This window comes from Enterobacter cloacae complex sp. P1B (genome assembly GCF_014982345.1).
Classification (GTDB): Bacteria; Pseudomonadota; Gammaproteobacteria; order Enterobacterales; family Enterobacteriaceae; genus Enterobacter; species Enterobacter bugandensis.
On the sequence record NZ_JADCLF010000016.1, the window covers coordinates 94,330 to 117,622 of the forward strand.

At 58.6% G+C, this 23,293-nt stretch carries 21 protein-coding genes; 7 read left to right on the forward strand and 14 right to left on the reverse strand.

What is annotated here, in order from left to right:
* Window positions 1-6: 6 nt before the first annotated feature.
* Window positions 7-1,683: a YbaL family putative K(+) efflux transporter gene (gene ybaL, locus INF77_RS19085; RefSeq protein ID WP_063154777.1), complete on the reverse strand. Its 1,677-nt coding sequence runs from the start codon at window positions 1,681-1,683 to the stop codon at window positions 7-9.
* Window positions 1,684-1,915: 232 nt separating this feature from the next.
* Window positions 1,916-3,124, reverse strand: coding sequence for an MFS transporter (locus tag INF77_RS19090; protein ID WP_028012201.1), 1,209 nt, complete (start codon window positions 3,122-3,124; stop codon window positions 1,916-1,918).
* A 164-nt stretch (window positions 3,125-3,288) separates the two neighbouring features.
* On the opposite strand from INF77_RS19090, the gene ushA reads away from it, so the two are divergent.
* The gene (gene ushA / locus INF77_RS19095) at window positions 3,289-4,941 is read left to right on the forward strand and encodes a bifunctional UDP-sugar hydrolase/5'-nucleotidase UshA (protein WP_193532884.1); all 1,653 of its coding nucleotides are present in this window, start codon (window positions 3,289-3,291) and stop codon (window positions 4,939-4,941) included.
* Window positions 4,942-5,060: 119 nt separating this feature from the next.
* On the opposite strand, the gene ybaK is transcribed toward ushA, so the two are convergent.
* The 3 genes from ybaK to copA all read right to left on the reverse strand — a co-directional run bounded on the left by ybaK (window position 5,061) and on the right by copA (window position 9,082).
* Window positions 5,061-5,540, reverse strand: a complete 480-nt coding sequence (gene ybaK, locus INF77_RS19100) for a Cys-tRNA(Pro)/Cys-tRNA(Cys) deacylase YbaK (RefSeq protein ID WP_193532885.1) — start codon at window positions 5,538-5,540, stop codon at window positions 5,061-5,063.
* Window positions 5,541-5,738: 198 nt separating this feature from the next.
* Window positions 5,739-6,533 (reverse strand): TraB/GumN family protein, encoded by a 795-nt coding sequence (locus INF77_RS19105; RefSeq protein WP_049000966.1) that lies wholly within the window; start codon window positions 6,531-6,533, stop codon window positions 5,739-5,741.
* Window positions 6,534-6,583: 50 nt separating this feature from the next.
* The gene (copA, locus tag INF77_RS19110) at window positions 6,584-9,082 is read right to left on the reverse strand and encodes a copper-exporting P-type ATPase CopA (RefSeq protein WP_193532886.1); all 2,499 of its coding nucleotides are present in this window, start codon (window positions 9,080-9,082) and stop codon (window positions 6,584-6,586) included.
* Between the two features lie 108 nt (window positions 9,083-9,190).
* On the opposite strand from copA, the gene cueR reads away from it, so the two are divergent.
* A complete protein-coding gene (gene cueR / locus INF77_RS19115) occupies window positions 9,191-9,601 on the forward strand; it encodes a Cu(I)-responsive transcriptional regulator (protein ID WP_063869000.1) in 411 nt (136 codons plus the stop codon).
* Here cueR and INF77_RS19120 read toward each other — a convergent pair.
* The 3 genes from INF77_RS19120 to INF77_RS19130 form a co-directional block, all read right to left on the reverse strand.
* Window positions 9,598-10,050, reverse strand: coding sequence for an NfeD family protein (locus INF77_RS19120; RefSeq protein WP_063868998.1), 453 nt, complete (start codon window positions 10,048-10,050; stop codon window positions 9,598-9,600). The two genes, cueR and INF77_RS19120, sit on opposite strands and share 4 nt — an antisense overlap.
* Entirely contained in the window at window positions 10,047-10,961 is a 915-nt protein-coding gene (locus INF77_RS19125; RefSeq protein WP_003858941.1) for an SPFH domain-containing protein, read from the reverse strand. Before INF77_RS19125 ends, INF77_RS19120 begins: the two co-directional genes overlap by 4 nt.
* A gap of 110 nt (window positions 10,962-11,071) precedes the next feature.
* The gene (locus tag INF77_RS19130; RefSeq protein WP_193532887.1) at window positions 11,072-11,929 is read right to left on the reverse strand and encodes a hypothetical protein; all 858 of its coding nucleotides are present in this window, start codon (window positions 11,927-11,929) and stop codon (window positions 11,072-11,074) included.
* Between the two features lie 246 nt (window positions 11,930-12,175).
* On the opposite strand from INF77_RS19130, the gene fetA reads away from it, so the two are divergent.
* Window positions 12,176-12,847, forward strand: coding sequence for an iron ABC transporter ATP-binding protein FetA (gene fetA / locus INF77_RS19135; RefSeq protein WP_193532888.1), 672 nt, complete (start codon window positions 12,176-12,178; stop codon window positions 12,845-12,847).
* The gene (gene fetB, locus INF77_RS19140) at window positions 12,840-13,622 is read left to right on the forward strand and encodes an iron export ABC transporter permease subunit FetB (RefSeq protein WP_045260704.1); all 783 of its coding nucleotides are present in this window, start codon (window positions 12,840-12,842) and stop codon (window positions 13,620-13,622) included. Before fetA ends, fetB begins: the two co-directional genes overlap by 8 nt.
* Before the next feature lie 50 nt (window positions 13,623-13,672).
* On the opposite strand, the gene INF77_RS19145 is transcribed toward fetB, so the two are convergent.
* The 3 genes from INF77_RS19145 to tesA are packed head-to-tail and all read right to left on the reverse strand — an operon-like array spanning window position 13,673 to window position 16,008.
* The gene (locus INF77_RS19145) at window positions 13,673-14,527 is read right to left on the reverse strand and encodes a co-chaperone YbbN (RefSeq protein ID WP_193532889.1); all 855 of its coding nucleotides are present in this window, start codon (window positions 14,525-14,527) and stop codon (window positions 13,673-13,675) included.
* A gap of 58 nt (window positions 14,528-14,585) precedes the next feature.
* Entirely contained in the window at window positions 14,586-15,395 is an 810-nt protein-coding gene (locus tag INF77_RS19150) for an SDR family oxidoreductase (protein WP_102863616.1), read from the reverse strand.
* Window positions 15,385-16,008, reverse strand: a complete 624-nt coding sequence (gene tesA, locus INF77_RS19155) for a multifunctional acyl-CoA thioesterase I/protease I/lysophospholipase L1 (protein WP_028012213.1) — start codon at window positions 16,006-16,008, stop codon at window positions 15,385-15,387. Before tesA ends, INF77_RS19150 begins: the two co-directional genes overlap by 11 nt.
* Between tesA and ybbA the strand changes: the two genes are divergently transcribed.
* From ybbA to INF77_RS19170, 3 genes are all read left to right on the forward strand, one after another.
* On the forward strand, window positions 15,979-16,665 hold the full coding sequence (gene ybbA / locus INF77_RS19160) for a putative ABC transporter ATP-binding protein YbbA (protein ID WP_047367632.1): 687 nt from the start codon (window positions 15,979-15,981) through the stop codon (window positions 16,663-16,665). The two genes, tesA and ybbA, sit on opposite strands and share 30 nt — an antisense overlap.
* The gene (gene ybbP / locus INF77_RS19165; protein WP_193532890.1) at window positions 16,662-19,076 is read left to right on the forward strand and encodes a putative ABC transporter permease subunit YbbP; all 2,415 of its coding nucleotides are present in this window, start codon (window positions 16,662-16,664) and stop codon (window positions 19,074-19,076) included. The genes ybbA and ybbP overlap by 4 nt, the downstream gene beginning before the upstream one ends.
* Window positions 19,077-19,258: 182 nt before the next feature.
* Entirely contained in the window at window positions 19,259-20,404 is a 1,146-nt protein-coding gene (locus tag INF77_RS19170) for a porin (RefSeq protein ID WP_193532891.1), read from the forward strand.
* Between the two features lie 122 nt (window positions 20,405-20,526).
* On the opposite strand, the gene mnmH is transcribed toward INF77_RS19170, so the two are convergent.
* The 3 genes from mnmH to purE form a co-directional block, all read right to left on the reverse strand.
* Window positions 20,527-21,597: a tRNA 2-selenouridine(34) synthase MnmH gene (mnmH, locus tag INF77_RS19175; RefSeq protein WP_193532892.1), complete on the reverse strand. Its 1,071-nt coding sequence runs from the start codon at window positions 21,595-21,597 to the stop codon at window positions 20,527-20,529.
* Window positions 21,598-21,681: 84 nt separating this feature from the next.
* Window positions 21,682-22,749, reverse strand: a complete 1,068-nt coding sequence (gene purK / locus INF77_RS19180) for a 5-(carboxyamino)imidazole ribonucleotide synthase (RefSeq protein ID WP_193532893.1) — start codon at window positions 22,747-22,749, stop codon at window positions 21,682-21,684.
* Entirely contained in the window at window positions 22,746-23,255 is a 510-nt protein-coding gene (gene purE / locus INF77_RS19185; RefSeq protein ID WP_193532894.1) for a 5-(carboxyamino)imidazole ribonucleotide mutase, read from the reverse strand. Before purE ends, purK begins: the two co-directional genes overlap by 4 nt.
* Between the last annotated feature and the right edge of the window lie 38 nt (window positions 23,256-23,293).

Below are 23,293 nucleotides of genomic sequence, written 5' to 3' on the forward strand. Positions count from 1 at the left end.
GCAAACTTACCCCGTAACCGCCTCTTCAATTGGCGGCTTCGTCAGCAGCGTCAGCATGGTGTTCGCAATCTCACGCTCGCCCATCACCACCTGATTCGCGCCGCGCTCGGTAATGTACTCTACTTCGTCGTCATAGTGCGCTCGGGCAATGATCTCAATACCGGGGCACTTCTCACGCGCGGAGGCCACAATCTCACCCGCTTCATAACCGTTTGGAATGGTCAGCAGCAGCCAGCGGGCACAGTCCAGATGCGCCAGCTCCATGATCTCTTCGTTTGCCGCATTGCCCAGCACCGCACGAATCCCGCGCTCGCGAAGCTCATCCACGCGGGTGCGTGACGTCTCAATCACCACCAGCGGAATGCCCTGCGCCATCAGCTTCTCGCCGAGCAGGCTACCCACGCGGCCAAAGCCCACCAGCAGGGCGTGATTACAAATATCCACCGGGATCTGCTTCTCTTCTTCCGTTGCCTCTTCCAGCGTCTGCTCTTCGAGGGTTTCGGTCTTCTCGAGGTATTTTTCCAGCAGGGCAAACAATACCGGGTTTAGCATGATGGAGAGGATTGCCCCCGCCAGCACCAGATTTTGCCCCGCCTGCGGCAGCAGGTTCAGGGCCATGCCCAGACCGGCCAGAATAAAGGCGAACTCGCCGATCTGTGCCAGGCTGGCGGCAATGGTCAGCGCCGTGCGCGGGGAGTGGCCGAACATTCGCACCAGGAAGAAAGCCGCGAGCGACTTACCAAAAATAATGATCGCCAGCGTGCCCAGCACGGCCAGCGGCTGCTGGATCAGCACCAGCGGGTCGAACAGCATCCCGACGGAGACGAAGAACAACACGGCAAACGCATCGCGCAGCGGCAGCGTGTCGTGCGCCGCACGGTGGCTCAGCTCGGATTCGTTCAGCACCATCCCGGCGAAGAACGCCCCCAGGGCAAAGGAGACATCAAACAGCTCAACGGCACCGAAGGCGATGCCCAGCGCCAGCGCCAGCACGGAGAGAGTAAACAGCTCGCGGGAGCCGGTCGCCGCGCTGCGGGACATGATCCACGGCACCAGACGGCGGCCCACCAGCATCATGATGGCGATAAAGGCCACCACCTTACCGATGGTGATGCTCATATCCAGCGCCAGCGAGGCGAAGCCAATGTTCTCTTTTTCCATCATCCCGGCGACGGCGGGCAGCAGCACCAGCGTCAACACCATCACCAGATCTTCTACAATCAGCCAGCCGATCGCGATTTGCCCACGCTGGCTGTCTATCAGCTGCCTCTCTTCAAGCGCGCGCAGCAGCACCACGGTACTGGCGGTGGAGAGGCACAGCCCAAAGACGATGCCGGTCATCAGCGACCAGCCCAGCACTGCCGAAAGCGCCATGCCCAGCAGCGTCGCCACCCCTATCTGGGCGATCGCTCCGGGTATGGCGATCGACTTTACCGCCATCAGGTCCTTCAGCGAAAAATGCAGACCGACGCCAAACATCAGCAGGATCACGCCCAGTTCCGCCAGCTCTGGCGCCAGTTTGGTATCCGCTACGAAGCCTGGCGTGAAAGGCCCCGCCAGTACACCCGCTAACAAATAGCCGACAAGAGGAGAAATACGCAGCTTATTGGCAATCATGCCAAGAATAAAAGCGAGCACAAGTCCACCAACAATGGTGGTAATAAGCGGTGTGGCGTGGTGCATTCCGTCTCCTTTCGTGGTGAGTGTTCCATTTTTGGCGTGAATACCAAAAAGCCAGGTAATAGTTTATGACAATTTTTGCCCTTATGTTTATGAATAATTGTTGAAGTTTGAATAAAACGGCAATATGCGATTAAAAAGGCGCATATTGATAAATTCAGAGTGGGGATGAAGAGGAAACCCTTATCGCATAAGGGGTGAGGGTAGCCAAAGCATAACTTTAGCTACCCGTAAATCACGCTTTATGACGATTATCAGGCAGGAATATGGTCAACATCCCAAGAAGCGGCAGGAAAGCGCAGATTTTGTAAACCAGGAAGATGCTGGTGTGATCCGCAACCATCCCTAATACGGCTGCGCCAAGGCCGCCCATCCCAAAGGCGAAACCGAAAAAGAGCCCGGAAACCATACCAATACGGCCCGGCAGCAGCTCCTGAGCATAGACCAGGATGGCGGAAAACGCGGAGGCGAGGATAAAACCGATTATCACGGTTAAAATCCCGGTCCATTCCAGGCTTGCGTACGGCAAAATAAGAGTAAACGGTGCCACCCCGAGGATAGAGCCCCAAATGACATATTTACGGCCAATTTTATCCCCCACCGGCCCGCCAATGACCGTTCCTGCGGCCACCGCGAAGAGGAAAGCAAACAGGTGAAACTGCGCGTTTTGTACCGATAATCCGAATTTTTGCATCAGATAAAAGGTGTAATAGCTGCTAATGCTCGCCATATAGAAGTATTTCGAGAAAATCAGCACCAGCAGCACGGAGACCGCAAGAATGACCTTATTACGAGGCAGGGGATTGATAACCTTCGCTTTAGGTTTCCCTTTGTTCACGCGATGCTGGGCGGCGTACCAGCGGCTGATCTGTGCCAGCACGACAATGGCGAGCAGGGCGGCCAGCACAAACCAGGCCACATTGCCTTTGCCATACGGGGCGATAATCACCGCCGCCAGCAGCGGGCCGAGGGAGCTACCGAAGTTGCCCCCGACCTGGAAGAGTGACTGCGCCAGCCCGTGACGGCCACCGGAGGCCATACGCGCCACGCGTGAGGACTCCGGATGGAAGACGGACGAGCCGGTGCCCACCAGCGCGGCGGCGAGCAGAACCGCTTCAAAACTGCCTGCCATGGCCAGCAGCACCAGCCCGCTTAAGGTAAAGCACATGCCTATCGGCAGCGACCACGGCATCGGGTATTTATCCGTCCAGTAACCCACCACCGGCTGCAGCAGCGACGAGGCCAGCTGGAAGGTCAGGGTGATCATCCCGATCTGTACGAAGGTTAACGAAAACTCGGACTGCAGCAGCGGGTAGATCGCCAGAATCAACGACTGGATCATGTCGTTGAGCAGGTGCGAGAGGCTGATTGCGCCTAAAACTTTAAAAGAGGTGCGCGACGCCGGCGCGCCCGGAGCGGGCTGGGTTGATTCACTGATTGCCATAAATACCACGTCAATTTGTTATTAGAGATGCAGGGAGTAATTATTATCCGACTAACATACTCGTCCGTGACATTTGAAGAAAGTCGCAATTCTGAAAACTTATTTGTCTATTCTTGTTAGTCACTGTAATTTTTGCCTTTGTCTATTGGTCAGGGAGAGAGAAGATGAAGTTAATGAAGCGGGGCGTCGCGCTGGCGCTTATTGCCGCATGGGGCCTGGCAAGCCTGCCCGCGCAGGCGTATGAAAAAGATAAAACCTATAAAATCACCATTCTGCATACCAACGATCATCACGGTCATTTCTGGCGCAGTGAATACGGCGAGTATGGTCTGTCGGCGCAAAAAACGCTGGTGGACGGCATTCGCAAAGAGGTGGCGGCCCAGGGCGGCAGCGTGTTGCTGCTGTCGGGCGGGGATATTAATACCGGCGTGCCGGAATCGGATTTACAGGATGCTGAACCCGATTTCCGCGGCATGAATTTAATCGGTTACGACGCGATGGCCGTCGGCAACCACGAGTTTGACAATCCGCTGAGCGTGCTGCGCCAGCAGGAGAAATGGTCCAAATTCCCGTTCCTCTCCGCCAATATTTACCAGAAAAGCACCGGCGAACGTCTGTTTAAACCGTGGGCGCTGTTTAAGCGTCAGGATCTCAAAATCGCGGTCATCGGCTTAACCACCGACGATACGGCAAAAATCGGTAACCCTGAGTTCTTCACCGATATCGAATTCCGCAAACCGGCAGACGAAGCGAAGCTGGTGATTCAGGAGCTGCAGCAGAACGAAAAGCCGGACGTGATTATCGCCACTACCCACATGGGACACTACGATAACGGCGAGCACGGCTCCAATGCGCCCGGCGACGTGGAGATGGCGCGCAGCCTGCCAGCGGGCTCGCTGGCGATGATTGTGGGCGGTCACTCGCAGGATCCGGTGTGCATGGCGTCGGAGAACAAAAAGCAGGTAGACTACGTGCCGGGCACGCCGTGTGCGCCAGATCGTCAGAACGGGATCTGGATTGTGCAGGCCCACGAGTGGGGTAAATACGTGGGTCGGGCGGACTTTGAGTTTCGTAACGGTGAGATGAAGCTGGTGCGCTATCAGCTCATCCCGGTGAACCTGAAGAAGAAAGTCACCTACCCGGACGGGAAAAGCGAGCGCGTACTTTACACGCCAGAGATTGCTGAAAACCAGCAGATGCTCTCCCTGCTGACGCCGTTCCAGAACAAAGGCAAGGCGCAGCTGGACGTGAAAATCGGCACGCTGAACGGTCGTCTGGAAGGGGACCGCAGTAAAGTCCGCTTCGTGCAGACCAACATGGGCCATCTGGTGCTGGCGGCGCAGATGGCGCGCACGAATGCGGACTTCGGCGTGATGAGCGGCGGCGGCATTCGTGACTCCATCGAAGGCGGAAATATCACCTATAAAGACGTGCTGAAGGTGCAGCCGTTCGGCAACGTGGTGGTGTATGCGGATATGAGCGGGAAAGAGGTCGTTGACTACCTGACCGCCGTGGCGCAGATGAAGCCGGACTCGGGTGCCTATCCGCAGTTTGCCAACGTCAGCTTTGTGGCGAAGGACGGCAAGCTCAACGATCTCAAAATCAAAGGCGAGCCGGTAGACCCTGCGAAAACCTACCGTCTGGCGACGTTAAGCTTTAACGCCACCGGCGGCGACGGCTATCCGCACATCGATAATAAACCGGGCTACGTAAACACCGGTTTTATTGATGCGGAAGTGCTGAAGCAGTACATCGAGCAGAACTCGCCGATTGACGTGAATGCCTATGAGTCGAAAGGTGAGGTGAGCTGGCAGTAGTGTTGTGCGGCCTGATGCCCTCACTCCAACCCTCTCCCACCGGGAGAGGGCGCGAACACAAAAAACGGTAACGCCTGTTACCGTTTTGCTTTTACCTCGTAGCCGCCACCCGGCTTTTTTTACTCCCGGCGGGCAATATCCGCAAACTTCGCGTCCAGCATTTTCGCCAGATCGCCCGCGGCCAGTTCAATATCCAGCCCGCGTTTACCGCCCGAAATATAGATCGTCTCAAATTGCTGCGAAGGCGCATCGATCAGCGTCGGCAGGCGTTTTTTCTGTCCGAGCGGGCTGATCCCGCCCACCAGATAGCCCGTGGTGCGTTGCGCAACCATCGGGTCCGCCATATCGACCTTTTTCGCCCCCAGCGCTTTGGCGACCTTCTTCAGATCCAGCTGCCCTGCCACGGGAGTCACCGCCACGGCGAGGTGCTTCATATCGCCATTCACTGCGACCAGCAGCGTTTTATAGACCTGGTCAGCGTTCAGCCCCAGCTTGCGCACCACTTCATCACCAAAGTTGGTTTCGTTCGGATCGTGATCGTAGGTATGGATCCGGAAAGAAATATTGTTTTTTTCGAGTAATTTAACGGCGGGAGTCATAGCTATCCTTCTTACGACAGACAATTCATGCAGCCAGCATACGCCTGACGTTTGTCTAAAAAATAGCACCATCTTGCGCAATAGTGTTGGCAGTGATGGTCACTTTGAGCGACAATCGGCTCAGCCGAAGGTCACTTCGGTATAATAAAAACGATGAAATTCCTCTTTGACGGGCCAATAGAGATATTGGCCATTTTTTTATTTCAACAGCGACGGCAAATTCCCTTCGCCGTATAAATGCAGCGCCCCGACCGCGACCACGTACTCCCCCGCAGGTAAAGCATGCAGCGTCTCTCGCCAGGCTTTGTTGCGCGCATTCATCAGCACATCATAAAGCGATTCACTGAACGTCGACGGAAGCGCCAGCTTACCGTCCGCGGGCGGCGCATCCAGCCACCAGCCAATCATGGTTTGCAGCAGACGCGCGTTGGTGTGCCAGTGGGTCAGGGTATCATCCAGCAGCATCAGACCGTCGTCAGGAAGCTGGCGCAGGAGCGCAATCTGGCTGTCCGTCCCTTCCAGCTCGATGATGGGCATACGGCGCGCCCGCGCCACGTTCAGCAGCTGGTAATCAATGCCGTAGTCACCGCGCAGGCCCAGACGCTGCGCCTGCGTGGCCTGCAGCACCATCGCAATTTGCCACAGCGGCAGGTTGTCAATCATGGAGAGCGACACGCCGGTTTCTGCCGCCACGCGCCTCAGCTCCGCGAGCTGGTCGTCGTTCAGGCGCTCCGCCAGCGGGAGATCGCTTTCAAGCCCGGCAAACGGCGACTCGTGGCCGGAAATGTCCGCCTCGACGACCAGCGCGTCGGCGCGCTTCAGGCGTTTTATCAGACCGGATGGCAGAGGAGACATTCCCTGCGTGCCCATATGGATGCTGCCGACCAGGTGCAGGTGTTGCCCGCCGGGAAGCGAAATATCCAGGCCGGGCCAGGCATAGCGGCGGGGGAAGAGGGCGCGAAACGATGCTTTTATACGATTAAACAGACTCATACGCGCTCCATGACCGGAAAGGGTCATGCTAGCGCGTACGAGAACAAGGTTCAATCCTTCGGTTTAAACCGCAGCAGACGGTTGGCGTTGCTCACCACGGTAATGGAGGAGAGTGCCATCGCCGCACCCGCAACCACCGGGTTCAGCAGGGTGCCGGTCAGCGGCCACAAAATGCCCGCGGCAACCGGAATACCGAGCGAGTTATAGACGAACGCCCCCAGCAGGTTCTGCTTCATGTTGCGCAACGTGGCTTTCGAAATGGCCAGGGCGTCGGCAACGCCCATCAGGCTGTGGCGCATCAGCGTAATGGCCGCAGTTTCAATGGCGACATCGCTCCCGCCACCCATGGCTATCCCTACGTCCGCCTGGGCCAGCGCCGGGGCGTCGTTGATGCCGTCGCCCACCATCGCCACCTGGCGACCCTGACTTTGCAGGTTCTTGATGGCGTCCGCTTTGCCGTCCGGCAGCACGCCCGCAATGACCTCATCAATACCGGCCTCTTTCGCGATGGCGTTGGCGGTGGTCGGGTTATCCCCGGTCAGCATCACCAGGCGATAGCCCGCGCGGTGCAGGCGCTGTAAGGCATCCACGCTGTCCTGGCGAAGCGGATCGCGCACGGCCAGCAGCGCGGCGGCTTTGCCATCCACCGCCAGCAGAACCGGGGTGGCGCCCCGAGACGCCTGTGCTTTCAGCTCTTCTTCCAGCGCGGACGTATCAACACCGTTTTCATTCAGCAATGCCTGGTTACCCAGCAGCAGCGCGTGGCCGTCGGCTTCACCGCTGACGCCAAGCCCGCGCAGGGTACGGAAATTGCTGACCTGCGGCAGGGCAGAAGCATTCGCCTTATCGAGAATGGCGCGGGCCAGTGGGTGGCTGGAACCTTGCTCCAGCGCGGCGGCAAGGCGCAGCGCATCCTCTTGCGCAATGCCAGCGGTACTCACGGCCACTACCTGCGGTTTGCCTTCGGTCAGCGTACCGGTTTTATCAAAGACAATCGTATCCAGGCTGCTCGCCCGCTGCAGGGCATCCGCATCACGGACCAGCACGCCAAACTCGGCGGCACGGCCCACGCCGGAGATAATCGACATCGGCGTCGCCAGGCCAAGAGCGCACGGACAGGCGATGATCAGCACCGTAGTGGCGATGACCAGGGTGTAGACAATCTGCGGTGCCGGGCCGAAGAAATACCAGATCGCCGCGCTCAGCAGCGCAATGCCGACCACTACCGGCACAAAAATGGCCGAGATTTTGTCAGCAAGCTGGCCAATCTCCGGCTTGCTGCTCTGGGCCTGGCGGACCATGCGGATAATACGCGACAGCGTGGTGTGGCTACCGACGGCACTGGCGCGGAACAGCACGCTGCCGTCCTGCACTACCGTACCGGCATGAACCGCATCGCCCTGTGATTTTTGCTGGGGGATCGGCTCCCCGGTCAACATCGCTTCATCCAGCCAGGCGTCGCCCTGGGTGATTTCACCGTCGACGGGCACCCGGTCGCCGGTGGTCAGGCGCAGCGTCATACCCGGCTGTACCTCTGCCAGCGGGACGCTTTTTTCCCCATCGTCCGTGACCACGCGGGCCGTCGGCGGGGTTAAATCGAGCAAGCGTTCCAGCGCTTTCGAGGAGCGCTGACGGGCACGCGCTTCCAGCATGTGGCCCAGGTTAATCAGGCCGATAATCATGGCGCTGGCTTCATAATAGAGATGGCGGGCTTCCATCGGGAACCACTGGGGCCAGACGTTCACGCTCATGGAGTACAGCCACGCCGCGCCGGTACCGAGCGCAACCAGCGTATCCATCGTCGCCGTGCGGTTTTTCAGGCTCTTCCAGGCGCTGGTATAAAAATGCCCACCCGCAAAGACCATGACCGCAAGGGTAACTAAACCAATCACCAGCCACAGCGTGCGGTTGTCTGCGGTGACCATCATGTTGTCACCCATCATGCCCCACACCATCACCGGAATACCGACCAGCAGGGCGACGATCGCCTGCCAGCGGAAGCGCTTCATGGTGGCAATAGCCGTTTCCTGCTGGCGTTCGCGGCGCTCGGCATCATCTTCGATGGCCTCCGCCCCGTAGCCTGCTTTTTCCACGGCCTGCACTAAATCTGCGGCGGAGGCACTGCCCATCACCAGCGCAGTACGCTCCGCCAGGTTTACCCGTGCCTGCGCTACGCCCGGGACCGCCTGCAAGGCATTCTGTACCCGTGAAACGCAGCTGGCGCAGCTCATGCCGTTGATCAGCAGCTGTTGGCTGTTATCAATGTCATCCGCTACCGGAAGCTCAGGAGTGGCCGCTGTCAGTGCTTCCGACGGGGATGATGACTCTGCCAGCGGTTTAGCCTTTGGGTGGCTTAACTCCGCCCCGTAACCGGCCTGTTTAATGGTATCAATCAGCGCGTCGGCGCTGGCGCTGCCGGTCACGGCGGCATGATCGATAGTCACCTCAGCGCTTTCCACGTCAGGGCGCTGTTCCAGACTTTCTTTAACGCGTTTGACGCAGTGGCCGCAGGAGAGGCCGTCAAGCGTCAGGTCAATAGTGTGAGACATAACAAAACTCCCGTATAATGTTCTGGTCAATTGTTGACCTTCACTCTGCTTTTCGCTAACTGTTATGAAGGTTAAACCTTCCATCAAGGGGAAGGTCAAGGGGGAAATGTGAATATCAGCGATGTTGCGAAAAAAACCGGCTTAACCAGCAAAGCGATTCGCTTTTATGAGGAAAAAGGGCTGGTGACGCCACCGTTGCGCAGTGAGAACGGCTACCGCAGCTATACGCAGCTGCATCTTGATGAACTGACGTTACTGCGCCAGGCAAGACAGGTTGGATTCAACCTGGAAGAGTGCGGGGAACTGGTAAACCTGTTTAACGATCCGAAGCGCCACAGTGCCGACGTGAAAAAACGTACGCTGGAAAAAGTGGCGGAGATCGAACGCCATATTATCGAATTACAGGCAATGCGTGAGCAGCTGTTACAGCTGGCGGAATCCTGCCCGGGAGATGACAGCGCCGACTGCCCGATTATCGACAATCTTTCCGGCTGCTGCCACCGCAAAACCCACGCCTAACAGGCTTTAACCCGCAGAGTAATACCTTCCACCGCAATGACCTCAACCCGCGTTCCGGCGCTGAGGTCATCATCGGCCACAACCGGCCACGAACTGTCCCCCACGCGCATATGGCCGCGTCCGTTGATCAGCGCGTTATCAAGCGTGAAACGTTTACCCACGATCTGCTGCCCTCGCTGGTTGAGATGCGCGTCGACTGGCTTCTGCTCCTGAACGCGTTTGTTCAGCCAGCGCCACCACAGCCAGGCGGCCACCAGCGTTAGTACGGCAAACAGCGCGCCCTGCCACTCCCAGCCGACAGGCAGCAGCCAGACGACCAGCCCGGTAATCACCGCGGCAATGCCGCTCCACAGCAGATAACCGTTGCCGCCCAGCATCTCGGCGGCCAGCAGCAGGCCGCCGAGGCTTAGCCAGAATGCATGTGGATGTGCAACGATGAGTTCAATCATTTTTTACGCTCGTTTCCGCCGTCTTTGATCAGTTCGGCAATCCCGGCGATAGATCCCATCAGGCTGCTGGCATCCAGCGGCATCATCACCACTTTGCTGTTGTTCGCAGAGCCGATCTCCTTCAGCGCATCGGTATATTTTTGCGCGACGAAGTAGTTCACGGCCTGAATATCCCCGGCGGCAATCGCCTCGGATACCATTTGCGTCGCGCGGGCTTCCGCCTCTGCCGAACGTTCACGCGCTTCCGCCTGTAAGAACGCGGACTGACGGTCGCCTTCGGCTTTCAGGATCTGCGACTGTTTTTCCCCTTCCGCTTTGAGGATCTCCGCCTGACGGACCCCTTCGGCTTCCAGAATATAGGCACGCTTGGTACGCTCGGCCTTCATTTGCGCGTTCATGGAGGCGATCAGCTCTGCCGGTGGGCGCACGTCGCGGATCTCAATACGGGTGACTTTGATCCCCCACGGGTTCGTTGCCTCATCAACAATGTGCAGCAGGCGGGTATTGATGCTGTCACGCTGGGAGAGCATTTCGTCCAGCTCCATCGAGCCGAGCACGGTACGGATGTTGGTCATCGTCAGGTTGACGATCGCCAGCTCCAGGTTGCTCACCTCATAGGCCGCTTTCGGCGCATCAATCACCTGAATAAAGCAGACGGCATCAATGGTAACGTTGGCGTTATCTTTGGAGATCACTTCCTGAGAGGGGATATCCAGCACCTGCTCCATCATGTTGATCTTGCGGCCGATCCGGTCCATGAACGGAACAATCAGGCTTAGGCCGGGCTGCAGCGTGTTGGTATAGCGGCCGAAGCGCTCTACGGTCCACTGGTAACCCTGAGGGACAATTTTGACACCTGCGCCCACGATAACCAGCGCAACGAATATAAGGACGGGAACAACGATGAGCATAAAAACCTCCTGTTTTGCATGCTTTGATGAGAAAAAGCGCGTGTTTGCTATTCGTAAGTATATCGGCTAATGGGCTAAAATTCGCCCCGTCCGACGGGCGGGGCAGAGCGTTAGTGGTAGCTGTAGGTAAAGTCAGCGATCAGCGCATCGTCACCCGCATCGGCGATGGCTTTCGACAGGCCGTGATAGAAGGTCTCCAGCCCAATCTCTTCGACCTGGCGCAGCTGCTCGCGGATCGGCGCGCAGAACAGTTCCGCATTGCCCGCGCCCACGCGCTTGTTGTTCGGCGGAAGCTGACCGGTGATCCCTTTAAACCAGGTGCGTACCGCGCCCTTCAGAGAGGTGGGTGCGTCGTTGACGGCGTCGTGTCCCGTCAGAATTTGCAGCGTCGGGAACTGGTCTGCACAGACTGCCGTTTTCATACGCGCATAAAACTGGCTGAAGAGTTCGAAAGACTGCAGATCGGTGACTTTGGGTTTGGTTGTTTTGCCCTGAACGTTGCCTGTCTTTTTCGCCGCAGGCTGCGCGGGCGCCAGCTTATTGAGCTGCAGATCGAACAGCAGGTTCGCGTGTTCGCGTCGTTTGCTTACGTCCGGGAAGCGCTCAATAAACGCGCGGATAAATTCCGGCGTCATCAGGTCCGCAAAATCATGGTTGACCAGCCACTGGCCGCGGGCAAACTCACCGGGAGACTGGAACCAGGCCGGAACCTTGCCCGGCTCGAACTCTTTGACATTCCCTCTGCCGTCGATTTCAACGAAGCGAGTGCCGTTATCAAACGCAAAGCGGCAATTCTTCAGCTGAATGACCGGCTTCATCTTCAGCAGGCCATTAACGAACCGGACAAGCTCTCCCCCGAACACATAAGCCGTAACGGATTCTGAAGCAATGGCGGCAAGCAGCTGATCGATGGTTTTCACGCCGGGTTCAAGTTCAGAAAACTCATAAAAAGTGTGAATATTAGACATTCTTGTACTTCCTTATTGTGTTGCGGGCAGAGCTTAACACCACTTTAACGAATGTTCTAAACCAGGGATACGGAAGTGTCGCTAAGGTCACGGCGTAAACTGTAAAGCGAAAGTGTAAAGCATGTCTAATGAATGCACGGTAAACACAATCGGAAGTCTTGGTGGCGAAAGGGGGCGCTAAAACGCGTTGTGACGAACGTGCGGCACGGATTATGCTAATTACGCTCAGGAGTTACTGGAAAAAATATGAACAACGAAAATGCAGTTTTGCAGATAAAGGGCGTCGGCTTTCGTGTCGCAAATAACACGATCCTTCAGCATGTCGGGTTTAACCTTTCTCCCGGTGAGTTCAAGCTGATAACGGGGCCGTCAGGCTGCGGTAAAAGCACCTTACTGAAGATCGTGGCCTCTCTGCTGAGCCCAACGGAGGGAACCATTCTGTTTGAAGGGCAGGATATTGCGTCACTTTCCCCGGAAAGCTATCGCCAGCAGGTCTCTTATTGCGTCCAAACGCCCGTACTTTTTGGCGACACGGTTTTTGATAACCTGATTTTTCCGTGGCAAATCCGCAATAAAACGCCGGAGCCGGAAAAATTCATCGACGATCTGGCCCGTTTTGGCCTGGCGGAGGAGACGCTGACCAAATCCATCAGTGAGCTCTCGGGCGGCGAAAAGCAGCGCGTCTCGCTGATCCGTAATCTGCAGTTCTTACCGAAGGTATTGCTGCTGGATGAGATCACCAGCGCGCTCGATGATACCAACAAACGCAACGTCAACGAGATTATTCATCGTTACGCCCGCGAGCAGAATATTGCCGTGCTGTGGGTGACGCACGACTCAAACGAAATTACCCATGCGGATGACGTGATTACGCTCCAGCCGCACGGCGGGAAAATGCAGGAGGCCAACCGTGGGTGAGCATAACATTACCAATGAATCTCTGGCGTTTTCGATGGTGCTGGTGCTGATCGCTATCGTCGTCAGCTACCGGGAAAAGCTGGGCCTGGAAAAAGATATTGTCTGGAGTATCTGCCGCGCGGTGGTTCAGCTCATCATCGTCGGCTATGTGCTGAAGTATATTTTCAACGTCAACCACGCGGTGCTGACGCTGCTGATGGTGCTCTTCATCTGCTTTAACGCGGCGTGGAACGCGCAGAAACGCAGTAAATATATTGATAAGGCGTTTATCTCGTCATTTATCGCGATTACCACCGGGACGGCGCTCACCCTGGCGGTGCTGGTGCTCTCTGGCTCGATTGAGTTTACGCCGATGCAGGTGATCCCTATCTCCGGGATGATTGCGGGAAACGCTATGGTGGCCGTTGGCCTGTGCTACAACAACCTCGGCCAGCGTTTCAGCAGTGAACAGCAGCAGCTGCAGGAGAAGTTAAGCCTGGGGGCGACGCCAAAAGTGGCTTCAGCGCGGCTGATTCGTGAGAGCATTCGCTCATCGCTGATCCCGACCGTGGATTCTGCCAAAACGGTGGGGCTGGTGAGCCTGCCGGGCATGATGTCGGGGCTGATCTTTGCCGGTATCGATCCGGTAAAAGCGATTAAGTATCAGATCATGGTGACGTTTATGCTGCTTTCCACGGCGAGCCTGTCCACTATCATTGCCTGCTACCTGACCTATCGGAAGTTCTACAACCCGCGCCACCAGCTGGTGGTGACGCAGTTGAAAAAGACGGGGTAATATCCGTTTTTGGAGGCCCGGTAAGCGTTAGCGCCACCGGGCATTTTTTGTTAGTAGAGCAGCGCGTACAACTGACGACGATACTTCGACGCCAGCGCGTCTCCGGTGCCCAGCGCGGCCAGGATCTCCTGGAACATCTTGCGCGCCTGACCGTCTGCGGCAGCCAGATCTTTCTGCAGGTGGCTGAACAGCAGCTCCAGCGCCTCTTCGTTACGTCCCACCTGATGCAGCTGGAGCGCCAGCTGGCTTGCCAGCGCGGCATCCGCCGGGTTGCCGGCCACCTGCTGCTGCAGCTGCTGAATTTCCGGAGTGTCCGCCGCCTGCTTCAGCAGCTCAATCTGCGCCACCAGCCCCTGATAGCGGGTGTCCTGATCCTGCATTGGTACCGTCTTGAGCACGGCTTCCGCGTCTTCTGAACGGTGCAGGGCGATCTGCGTTTCCGCCAGCAGCAGGCCGATCTGGCTGTTCTGGTTCGACAGCTGCCACGCCTCTTTCAGCAAAGGCAGCGCCTCGTCGTATTTGCCTTCCTGCATCAGCGCCATCGCTTCCTGCGCTTTCAGCTCTTCTTCGCGCGGCAGCACTTTATCCAGCAGGGCGCGAATCGCCTCTTCCGGCTGAGGGCCCTGGAAGCCATCGATAGGCTGGCCGTTCTGGAACAGATAAACGGTTGGAATGGCGCGCAGACCAAACTGCGACGCCACCATCGGCTCGGCGTCACAGTCCAGTTTCGCCAGAATGAACTGACCGTTGTACTGCGCGGCAAGGCTTTCCAGCACCGGCGTCAGCTGCAGACAGTGCTGGCTGCGCTCAGACCAGAAGTAGAACAGCACCGGTTTAACCATCGACTGTTCGAGGACCTGTTGCAGGTTTGCTTCTGTAATATTGACGATATTCTGTACGGACATGCGGCTTTCTCTTTTGTCGGTTTACTCTTTACATGGGGATGAGCGTCGTCGCTTCAACTCAGCCGTGCAAAATTTTGTCCATTATCCTGCCCGGCAGCAGGCGCTTTAACCAGCCGACGGCATGGGTGACCAGCGTCACCGGATAGCGCATTTTGGGATGCTCGCTCTCAAAAGCATGGCGCACTTTGGCAACCACCGCCTCTGGCCCGAGGGTAAAACGTGCGGCGATGCCGGGGTTTTCGACCGGTTTATCCGCCTGGGTCTGGTTAACGTTTTCGGTAAAGCGGGTGCGGATCGGGCCGGGTTCAATCAGGCTGACCTTGATGCCGCTGTGGCGCAGCTCCATGCGCAGGGCGTCGGACCAGGCTTCCAGCGCATATTTGCTGGCGGCGTAGGCGCCGCGGCCCGGGGTGGAAATCAGCCCCATCACTGACGATGTCATCACGATGCGCCCTTCGCCGTGCGGCAGCATGGCCGGGAGCAGACGCATGGTGAGCTGATGGACGCCGAAGAAATTGGTTGAAAACTGCTTCTCCAGCGTTTCGCGCGAGAGCGTATCCAGCGGGCCATACACGCCGTAACCGGCATTATTAAAGAGACCGTACAGACGGCCTTCAGTCAGGGCTATCACCTCGTCGGCGGCGCGTTCAACGCTCTCCGGCGAGTCCATATCCAGCTGTATGCCGGTAAAGCCCAGCCCGTTCATGCGCTCGACATCGTCAGGCTTGCGGCACGCTGCCAGCACCCTGAATCCCTGGCGCTTTAGTTCAAGCGCGCTTTCAAGGCCGATTCCGCTGGAACATCCTGTAATTAAGACCGATTTTTGCATAACTTTACCTGTCAGGAACTCCGCTGAATTACGAGTCATGTTTAACTAAAGGAGCCAGCCGCGTTGCCATCCAGTCGGCAATAAACGGCTGCGCATCGCGATTGGGGTGGATACCGTCGTCCTGCATCCATTGAGGTTTGAGATAGACCTCTTCCATGAAAAATGGCAGGAGCGGAATATCAAACTCTTTGGCAAGCTTAGGGTAGATCGCGCTAAAGGCCTCATTATACCGACGACCGTAGTTGGCGGGCAGGCGAATTTGCATCAGCAGCGGCTGGGCGTTTGCCGCCTTGATGTCCCGCAAAATGGTGCGCAGCGTTTGCTCGGTTTGCTGCGGCTGGAAGCCACGCAGGCCGTCATTACCGCCAAGCTCAACCAGCACCCAGCGCGGCTGATGCTGCTTGAGCAGCGCAGGCAGGCGCGACAGACCCTGCTGCGAGGTATCGCCGCTGATGCTGCCGTTGATAACGGTCGTCTTGCTTTGCCATTTGTCATTGAGCAGAGCCGGCCAGGCCGCGCTGGCCGCCATGCGGTAGCCCGCGCTCAGGCTGTCGCCAAGAATCAGTAACGTGTCCGCTGCCGCCGCGCGGAAGGTCATCAGCATCAAAAACAGGAAGGGCAAATGCCAGCGGAAAACAGTGTTGAAGTTCATCGTCTTAAGAAGTCCGTCGGTCAGGGGGAGCAGGAGCTTTCAATCCTTACCGGAGTTGAACTCGTTGTCAAACGCGCCGAAACCATCGCGCTGATTGGCGAATCCGGTTCCGGCAAGTCTACGCTGCTGGCGATTCTGGCCGGTCTGGACGACGGCAGCAGCGGCGAAGTCCACCTGGTCGGGCAACCGCTGCACCAGCTTGATGAAGAGGCGCGAGCCGCGCTGCGCGCGCGGCATATCGGTTTTGTCTTTCAGTCCTTTATGCTGATCCCGACCCTGAACGCGCTGGAAAACGTCGAGCTCCCGGCGCTGCTGCGCGGCGAAAAGAGTCGCGAAAGCCGCGATCACGCCAAAGCGCTGCTGGAACAGCTCGGCCTGGGCAAGCGCCTCGACCATCTTCCGGCACAGCTTTCCGGCGGCGAGCAGCAGCGCGTGGCACTGGCGCGGGCGTTTAACGGCCGCCCGGAAGTGCTGTTTGCCGATGAACCCACCGGCAACCTTGACCGTAAAACCGGCGACAAAATTGCTGACCTGCTGTTTTCGCTTAACCGCGAACATGGCACCACGCTGATCCTCGTGACCCACGATCCGCAGCTGGCCGCCCGCTGCGACCGCCGCCTGCGGCTGGTGAACGGTATTCTTCAGGAGGAAGCATGATCGCCCGCTGGTTCTGGCGCGAATGGCGCTCGCCCTCGCTGCTCATTGTCTGGCTGGCGTTAAGCCTGGCGGTGGCCTGTGTGCTGGCGCTCGGCAGCGTCAGCGACCGTATGGAAAAAGGGCTCAGCCAGCAGAGCCGCGAATTTATGGCCGGGGACCGGGCGCTGCAAAGCTCGCGTCCTGTGCCGCCTGGCTGGATTGAGGAAGCGCGCAAGGAAGGGCTAAAGGTGGGGGAGCAGCTCACCTTCCAGACCATGACCTTCGCGGGGGACACCCCGCAGCTCGCCAGCGTGAAGGCCGTGGACGACATCTACCCGATGTACGGGGAATTACAAACCAGTCCGCCGGGGCTAAAGCCGACGCCCGGCACGGTGCTGCTGGCATCGCGCCTGATGGCACTTCTCAACCTGAAACCCGGCGACAGTATTGACGTTGGCGATGCCACGCTGAAGATCGCCGGGGAAGTGGTGCAGGAGCCCGACTCCGGCTTTAACCCGTTCCAGCTCGCGCCGCGCCTGCTGATGAACACCGCCGATGTCGCGAAAACCAACGCCGTCCAGCCGGGAAGCCGCGTCACCTGGCGCTACAAGTTTGGCGGCACGCCCGCGCAGCTGGAGGCGTATGAAAAATGGCTTCTGCCGCAGCTCAAGCCGGAACACCGCTGGTACGGTCTGGAGCAGGACGAAGGGGCGCTCGGCAAATCCCTCGAACGTTCCCAACAGTTCCTGCTGCTGTCGGCGCTGTTAACCCTGCTGCTGGCGGTGGCGGCGGTTGCCGTGGCGATGGGGCACTACTGCCGCAGCCGCTACGACCTGGTGGCGATCCTTAAAACCCTCGGCGCGGGGCGGGCGCAGCTGCGCAAGCTGATCGTCGGCCAGTGGCTGATGCTGCTGGCCCTCTCAGCGCTTACCGGCGGAATAATAGGCCTGCTGTTTGAAAAACTGCTGATGGTGATGCTGAAACCGGTGCTGCCGGCCGCGTTGCCCCCGGCAAGCCTCTGGCCGTGGCTGTGGGCGATGGGCGCGATGACGGTGATCTCGGTGCTGGTGGGGCTGCGCCCGTACCGCCTGCTGCTCGCGACGCAGCCGCTGCGGGTGCTGCGCAATGATGTGGTGGCGAACGTCTGGCCGCTGAAGTTCTATCTTCCGGCGATTATTGCTGTTGCGGTCGGGCTGCTGGCCTGGCTGATGGGCGGCAGCACCCTGCTGTGGGCCGTGCTGGCCGGCGCGGTGGTACTGGCGCTGCTGTGCGGCGTGCTGGGCTGGATACTGCTCAACGTCCTGAAAAGGCTGACGGTAAAATCCCTGCCGGTGCGGCTGGCGGTCAACCGCCTGCTGCATCAGCCCTGGTCAACGCTCAGCCAGCTGTCGGCCTTTTCGCTGTCGTTTATGCTGCTGGCGCTGCTTCTCGTGCTTCGCGGGGATCTGCTGGATCGCTGGCAGCAGCAGCTTCCGCCGGAAAGCCCGAACTATTTCCTGATCAACATCGCACCGGAACAGGTGACGCCGCTGAAGGGCTTCCTGTCGGAGCATCACATTATTCCCGAGTCGTTCTATCCCATCGTCCGTGCGCGTCTGACGCGGATCAACGGCCAGTCAACCGAGGGGAACAAGGACGAGTCGCTTAACCGCGAACTCAACCTGACCTGGCAGGAGAAACGTCCCGACCATAACCCGATTACCGCCGGTAGCTGGCCGCCGAAAGCGGGAGAGGTGTCGATGGAAGAGGGGCTGGCGACGCGCCTGAACGTGAAGCTCGGGGACAGCGTGACCTTCACCGGTGATACCCAGGATTTTACCGCCAAAGTCACCAGCCTCCGTAAAGTGGACTGGGAAAGCCTGCGGCCAAACTTCTTCTTCATCTTCCCGCCGGGCGCGCTGGACGGGCAGCCGCAGAGCTGGCTGACCAGCTTCCGCTGGGAAAACGGCAACGGCATGCTGACGCAGCTTAACCGGGAGTTCCCGACGGTGAGCCTGCTGGATATTGGCGCGATCCTCAAACAGGTCGGGCAGGTGCTGGAGCAGGTGAGCCGCGCGCTGGAGGTGATGGTGGTGCTGGTGACAATCTGCGGCATATTGCTGCTGCTGGCGCAGGTGCAGGTGGGCATGCGCCAGCGTCATCAGGAACTGATAGTCTACCGCACGCTCGGCGCGGGTAAGCGGCTGCTGCGGGCGACGCTCTGGAGCGAGTTTGCGCTGCTTGGGCTGGTGGCGGGTCTGGTTGCGGCGATTGGCGCGGAGACGGCGTTGGCGGTGCTGCAGACAAAGGTCTTCGACTTCCCGTGGGAGCCTGACTGGCGTCTCTGGCTAGTACTCCCTCTCTGCGGCGCGGTGCTGCTCTCCCTCTGCGGGGGCTGGCTCGGGGCTCGATTGTTAAAGGGCAAGGCCCTGTTCCGGCAGTTTGTGAATTGATTTGGCATGGTAATAATTACGCACCGGTTTTTATGCCGGTGCGTAATGCTTAAATAGCACAAAGTGATAATGCCAACGCATTTAGTAGCACAAAACATTAAAAACCCGCCCACACAGCCCGAAAATTTCCGGTTAATATTCACCAGCTAAATATTTAGCAGCGTGTCTATTAAGGAAAAATAATGACTATAAAAAAATCAGCGCTGGCGGCAACGATCGGCGCGGCAGTGGCATTGGCTACTTTTGCATCTCAGGCAGAAATCACCGTACTTAAGCAGGATCCTCAGGCGGGTAACCCGCTGAGCCGCCTGAACTTCACCGTTGGCGGTAGTATTCGTCCGCAATTCCAGAACATGACCGGCGATGACGGCAAAAACGGCTACAAGCGTAACGGCTTTGACGGCGGTACCCGCTTCCGTTTCGCGGCAGACTACTACCTGTTCGATGACATCAGCTGGATCAGCTACTACGAGCTGGGGGTGAACATTCCGGCGCAGTTTAACTGGGATAACCACTACGCCGACGGCGCGCACGACACCTCACGCCGTATGCTCTACACCGGCCTGAAGAGCGATACCTGGGGTACGCTGACCTTCGGCCAGCAGAACAGCGTGTACTACGATGTGGTGGGCGCGAAAACCGATATCTGGGACTACGACATGATCGGCCAGGCGCCGGGTAACGGGATCAACGGCGACTACGACGGCTCTTACCGTTCACGCCAGATGCTGAAATATAAGAAAACCGTGGGCGATGCGGACATCTATGCATCCTACCTGTTTGAAGACAGCGAATACCTGCCGGGCAACGGTCTGCGCTACAAGCGTAAAGGCGGCGGCTCACTGGGTATCGATTACCACCTGACCACCGATCTGACCTGGGGCGCTGCGTGGAACTACACCCGCGCGGACATGCGTAACCCGGACAACGGCGACAGCAAATCCTACGACCAGAATATTGTCGGTACTGCGCTGAGCTGGACGCCGGACAACTGGACCTTCTCCGCTGGCGGCGGCTGGTACCAGAACTTCCTGACCACCAAAAAAGTGTCTGTTAACGACTACTTTGCGGGCGACGCGTGGGGTATTGAATACTTCGCAGGGTACAAATTCCCAATCGGTCAGTACGCGGTGAAATCCATCCAGCCTTACTTCATGGGTGACCGCATCGAGTACGTGAACGGCCGTAACTACCAGCGCATCGACAACGGCGTGGGTATCAGCTTCCAGCTGGATTACGGTTTCCGCGTGGATTACGAACACGTGTTCACCTCCAGCACCGACAACCTGGGCGACATGAACCTGGTGCGTCTGCGTTACGACTTCTAAGGTGTCATGTAGGGTGCGGCCTGATGCCCTCACCCTGACCCTCTCCCACGGGGAGAGGGAAAAAACATTAAAAACGGCAACCCAGGTTGCCGTTTTGCTTTTACCTCGCCACCCGGCTTTTTTTAGCGATTAAGCCACTCGGCAATTTCTGCGAACGTCCCGCGATAGACAATCTTCTCCGCTTTCTTCTCCAGCTGATAGCCGTACATCGGGTCGTAATAGTCCTTCAGCAGCGGTACAAGCCAGCTGAAGTGCGCGTCGGTGCTGCCCGTTCGCTGTTGTTCGGCAAGGGCCGCGTCCAGCAGCGCCGTAAATTCCGCAAAACGCTGTAGCCCAAGCCGACGGCGAATGGCAAACAGGCCGTGGTGCAGGTAATCGCTGTACTCCTTCCAGCCCGCCTCCTCACCGTACGCGGCAGAAAAATCCGCCCACATGTGGTCAAAATACTCTTCGCGCAGGCGCTCAAGTCGGGTTTCAAACGGGTCTTCGACGACAACGATAGGGGCGTCAACCATGCGGTCGCGCAGGCACTCCGGCAGGTGGTTGGAGCCAATCATCCGGCCCTCGTCCTCCAGCACCCAGCGCGCGGCGTCTTTTTTCAATAGCTCAACCGCAAGGTGATTCTCGAAGCTCGCCTGGGAAAGCTGCGGCGTAAGCGTGCGGCCAAACGACGAGCCGCGATGGTGCGCCAGCCCTTCCAGATCGATGCCCTGCGCGTGCTGCTTCACCAGCAGCGTTTTACCGTTGCCGGTACAGCCGCCAATAAGCACCATCGGCTTTTGCGACTGCTCAATGGTGACCTGAATCGCCGTCTGGCGCAGGGCCTTATAGCCGCCGCGGATCAGCGGGTAGTCGATGCCAGCCTCTTTCAGCCAGGCCTGAGAGATATGCGAGCGCTGACCGCCGCGCGCGCAGCAGAGATAGCCCTCGGGGTGCGCAAGGCTGGCTTCGCGCCAGGCGTTAATGCGCGCCTCCCGCGTCTCGCCGCTCACCAGGCTATGGCCGAGCGCCAGCGCGGCGTCGGGTCCCTGGCGCTTATAGCAGGTACCGACGGCGGCACGCTCGTCGTCGTTCATTAAGGGCAGGTTGAGTGCGGCGGGCATCGCACCCTGGGCAAATTCGATCGGCGCGCGAACGTCGATTAAAGGGGTATCAGACGCGAGGATCGCGCGATAGTCCGTTCCATCGTTCATGGTGATTCCAGAAGAAAACTCAGCAGCAATGGGCGGGGATTGTACGCCGGGGAAGGGGAAGGTCAACTCCCCGGCGCAGATGTCTTACTTGAGCTTTGACTGTGCCCAGACAATTCCGCTCGCGTATTCTGGCGGCAGGAGAGGAACGATCGCCTCCAGGGTGGCACTCAGGCGGTCGGTATCGCTGTCGTTCAGGTTGAGATGACCCACTTTACGACCCGCGCGAACCTCTTTGTCATACCAGTGCAGATGCACCAGCGGCAGCTTCAGCCAGTCGTAGTTCAGATCGGTCCCGATCAGGTTGATCATCACCGACGGGCTGTTAACGACGGGCTGTGGCAGCGGCAGGTCGGTGATGGCGCGCAGGTGCAGTTCGAACTGGCTGATGGAGGCGCCGTTTTGCGTCCAGTGGCCGCTGTTGTGCACGCGCGGCGCCAGCTCGTTGATCAGCAGGCCCGACGGCGTGATGAAGCACTCCATCGCCATCACGCCTACGTAGCCCAGCTCGTGCATGATGGCAGAAAGCATCTCTTCCGCCTGCGCCTGCTGGTCGGCATTGGCGTGCGGGAAGGCGACGCTGGTGCGCAGAATGCCGTCCTGATGCAGGTTATGCGTCAGCGGGTAAAACACCGTGCGGCCATCGTGCCCGCGTGCGCCAACCAGCGACACTTCGCCGCTGAAGTTGATGCCCTGCTCAACGATGCACTCGCCGTAGCAGTCGTCCGGCAGCTCGGCGGTGTCGCCTGCGCGCAGGCGCCACTGGCCGCGGCCGTCGTAGCCACCCACGCGGCGCTTCACGATCGCCAGCTCGCCCAGTATGGCGAAGACGTCATTCCACTCGCTTTTATCAGACAACAGCTGCCACGGGGCGGTTGCGAGGCCCAGCTTGTCGAACAGCTGCTTCTGCGTCAGACGGTCGGCAATGATCGGGAACACGTCGCGGTTCACGAAGGCGTTATGGCGCGCCAGCTCGCGGGTCAGGGCGGTTTCCGGCCAGCGTTCAATTTCGGCGGTGATCACGCTCTGATGGAACGGCACCGCTTCCGGCTCGGCGTCCAGCCCGACGGGCCAGACGGCAATCCCCAACGGTTCGCCAGCCTGACGCAGCATGCGGCCCAGCTGGCCGTTGCCGAGGACGCAAACCTGCTTCATGCCGCACCCCGCGGGTCCGGGTTATCCAGCACGTCGTCGGTCTGGGCTTTACGCCACTCCGCCAGGCGCTGGTGTAAATCTTTGTCGTGCGTTGCAAGAATTTGCGCGGCCAGCAGGGCGGCGTTCGCCGCGCCCGCTTTGCCAATTGCCAGCGTGCCGACAGGAATACCACGCGGCATCTGGACGATGGAGTAGAGGCTATCGACACCGCTTAACGCGGCGCTTTGTACCGGGACGCCCAGAACCGGCACCAGGGTTTTGGCGGCAATCATGCCCGGCAGATGTGCTGCGCCGCCCGCACCGGCAATAATCACCTCATACCCGTTCTCTTCGGCGCTTTCGGCGAAGCTGAACAGTTTGTCCGGCGTACGGTGTGCGGAAACCACTTCAACGTGGTGCGGAACATTCAGGATTTCAAAGATTTCGGCGGCGAACTGCATGGTAGCCCAGTCGCTTTTGGACCCCATCACGATGGCGACACGCGCCGGATTATTGCGGGAAGACATGCGTCTTAAAACTCCTGTGGTGCGAAACACACTGCTTT

Coding starts and splice junctions, on each gene's coding strand:
- purK (WP_193532893.1), bottom strand. CDS start 22,749: ATGAAGCAGGTTTGCGTCCTCGGCAACGGCCAGCTGGGCCGCATGCTG.
- ybbA (WP_047367632.1), top strand. CDS start 15,979: ATGCCAGCGGAAAACAGTGTTGAAGTTCATCGTCTTAAGAAGTCCGTC.
- copA (WP_193532886.1), bottom strand. CDS start 9,082: ATGTCTCACACTATTGACCTGACGCTTGACGGCCTCTCCTGCGGCCAC.
- tesA (WP_028012213.1), bottom strand. CDS start 16,008: ATGAACTTCAACACTGTTTTCCGCTGGCATTTGCCCTTCCTGTTTTTG.
- INF77_RS19130 (WP_193532887.1), bottom strand. CDS start 11,929: ATGTCTAATATTCACACTTTTTATGAGTTTTCTGAACTTGAACCCGGC.
- INF77_RS19125 (WP_003858941.1), bottom strand. CDS start 10,961: ATGCTCATCGTTGTTCCCGTCCTTATATTCGTTGCGCTGGTTATCGTG.
- INF77_RS19170 (WP_193532891.1), top strand. CDS start 19,259: ATGACTATAAAAAAATCAGCGCTGGCGGCAACGATCGGCGCGGCAGTG.
- INF77_RS19145 (WP_193532889.1), bottom strand. CDS start 14,527: ATGTCCGTACAGAATATCGTCAATATTACAGAAGCAAACCTGCAACAG.
- purE (WP_193532894.1), bottom strand. CDS start 23,255: ATGTCTTCCCGCAATAATCCGGCGCGTGTCGCCATCGTGATGGGGTCC.
- INF77_RS19090 (WP_028012201.1), bottom strand. CDS start 3,124: ATGGCAATCAGTGAATCAACCCAGCCCGCTCCGGGCGCGCCGGCGTCG.
- INF77_RS19105 (WP_049000966.1), bottom strand. CDS start 6,533: ATGAGTCTGTTTAATCGTATAAAAGCATCGTTTCGCGCCCTCTTCCCC.
- INF77_RS19150 (WP_102863616.1), bottom strand. CDS start 15,395: ATGACTCGTAATTCAGCGGAGTTCCTGACAGGTAAAGTTATGCAAAAA.
- ushA (WP_193532884.1), top strand. CDS start 3,289: ATGAAGTTAATGAAGCGGGGCGTCGCGCTGGCGCTTATTGCCGCATGG.
- fetA (WP_193532888.1), top strand. CDS start 12,176: ATGAACAACGAAAATGCAGTTTTGCAGATAAAGGGCGTCGGCTTTCGT.
- ybaL (WP_063154777.1), bottom strand. CDS start 1,683: ATGCACCACGCCACACCGCTTATTACCACCATTGTTGGTGGACTTGTG.
- ybbP (WP_193532890.1), top strand. CDS start 16,662: ATGATCGCCCGCTGGTTCTGGCGCGAATGGCGCTCGCCCTCGCTGCTC.
- mnmH (WP_193532892.1), bottom strand. CDS start 21,597: ATGAACGATGGAACGGACTATCGCGCGATCCTCGCGTCTGATACCCCT.
- ybaK (WP_193532885.1), bottom strand. CDS start 5,540: ATGACTCCCGCCGTTAAATTACTCGAAAAAAACAATATTTCTTTCCGG.
- INF77_RS19120 (WP_063868998.1), bottom strand. CDS start 10,050: ATGATTGAACTCATCGTTGCACATCCACATGCATTCTGGCTAAGCCTC.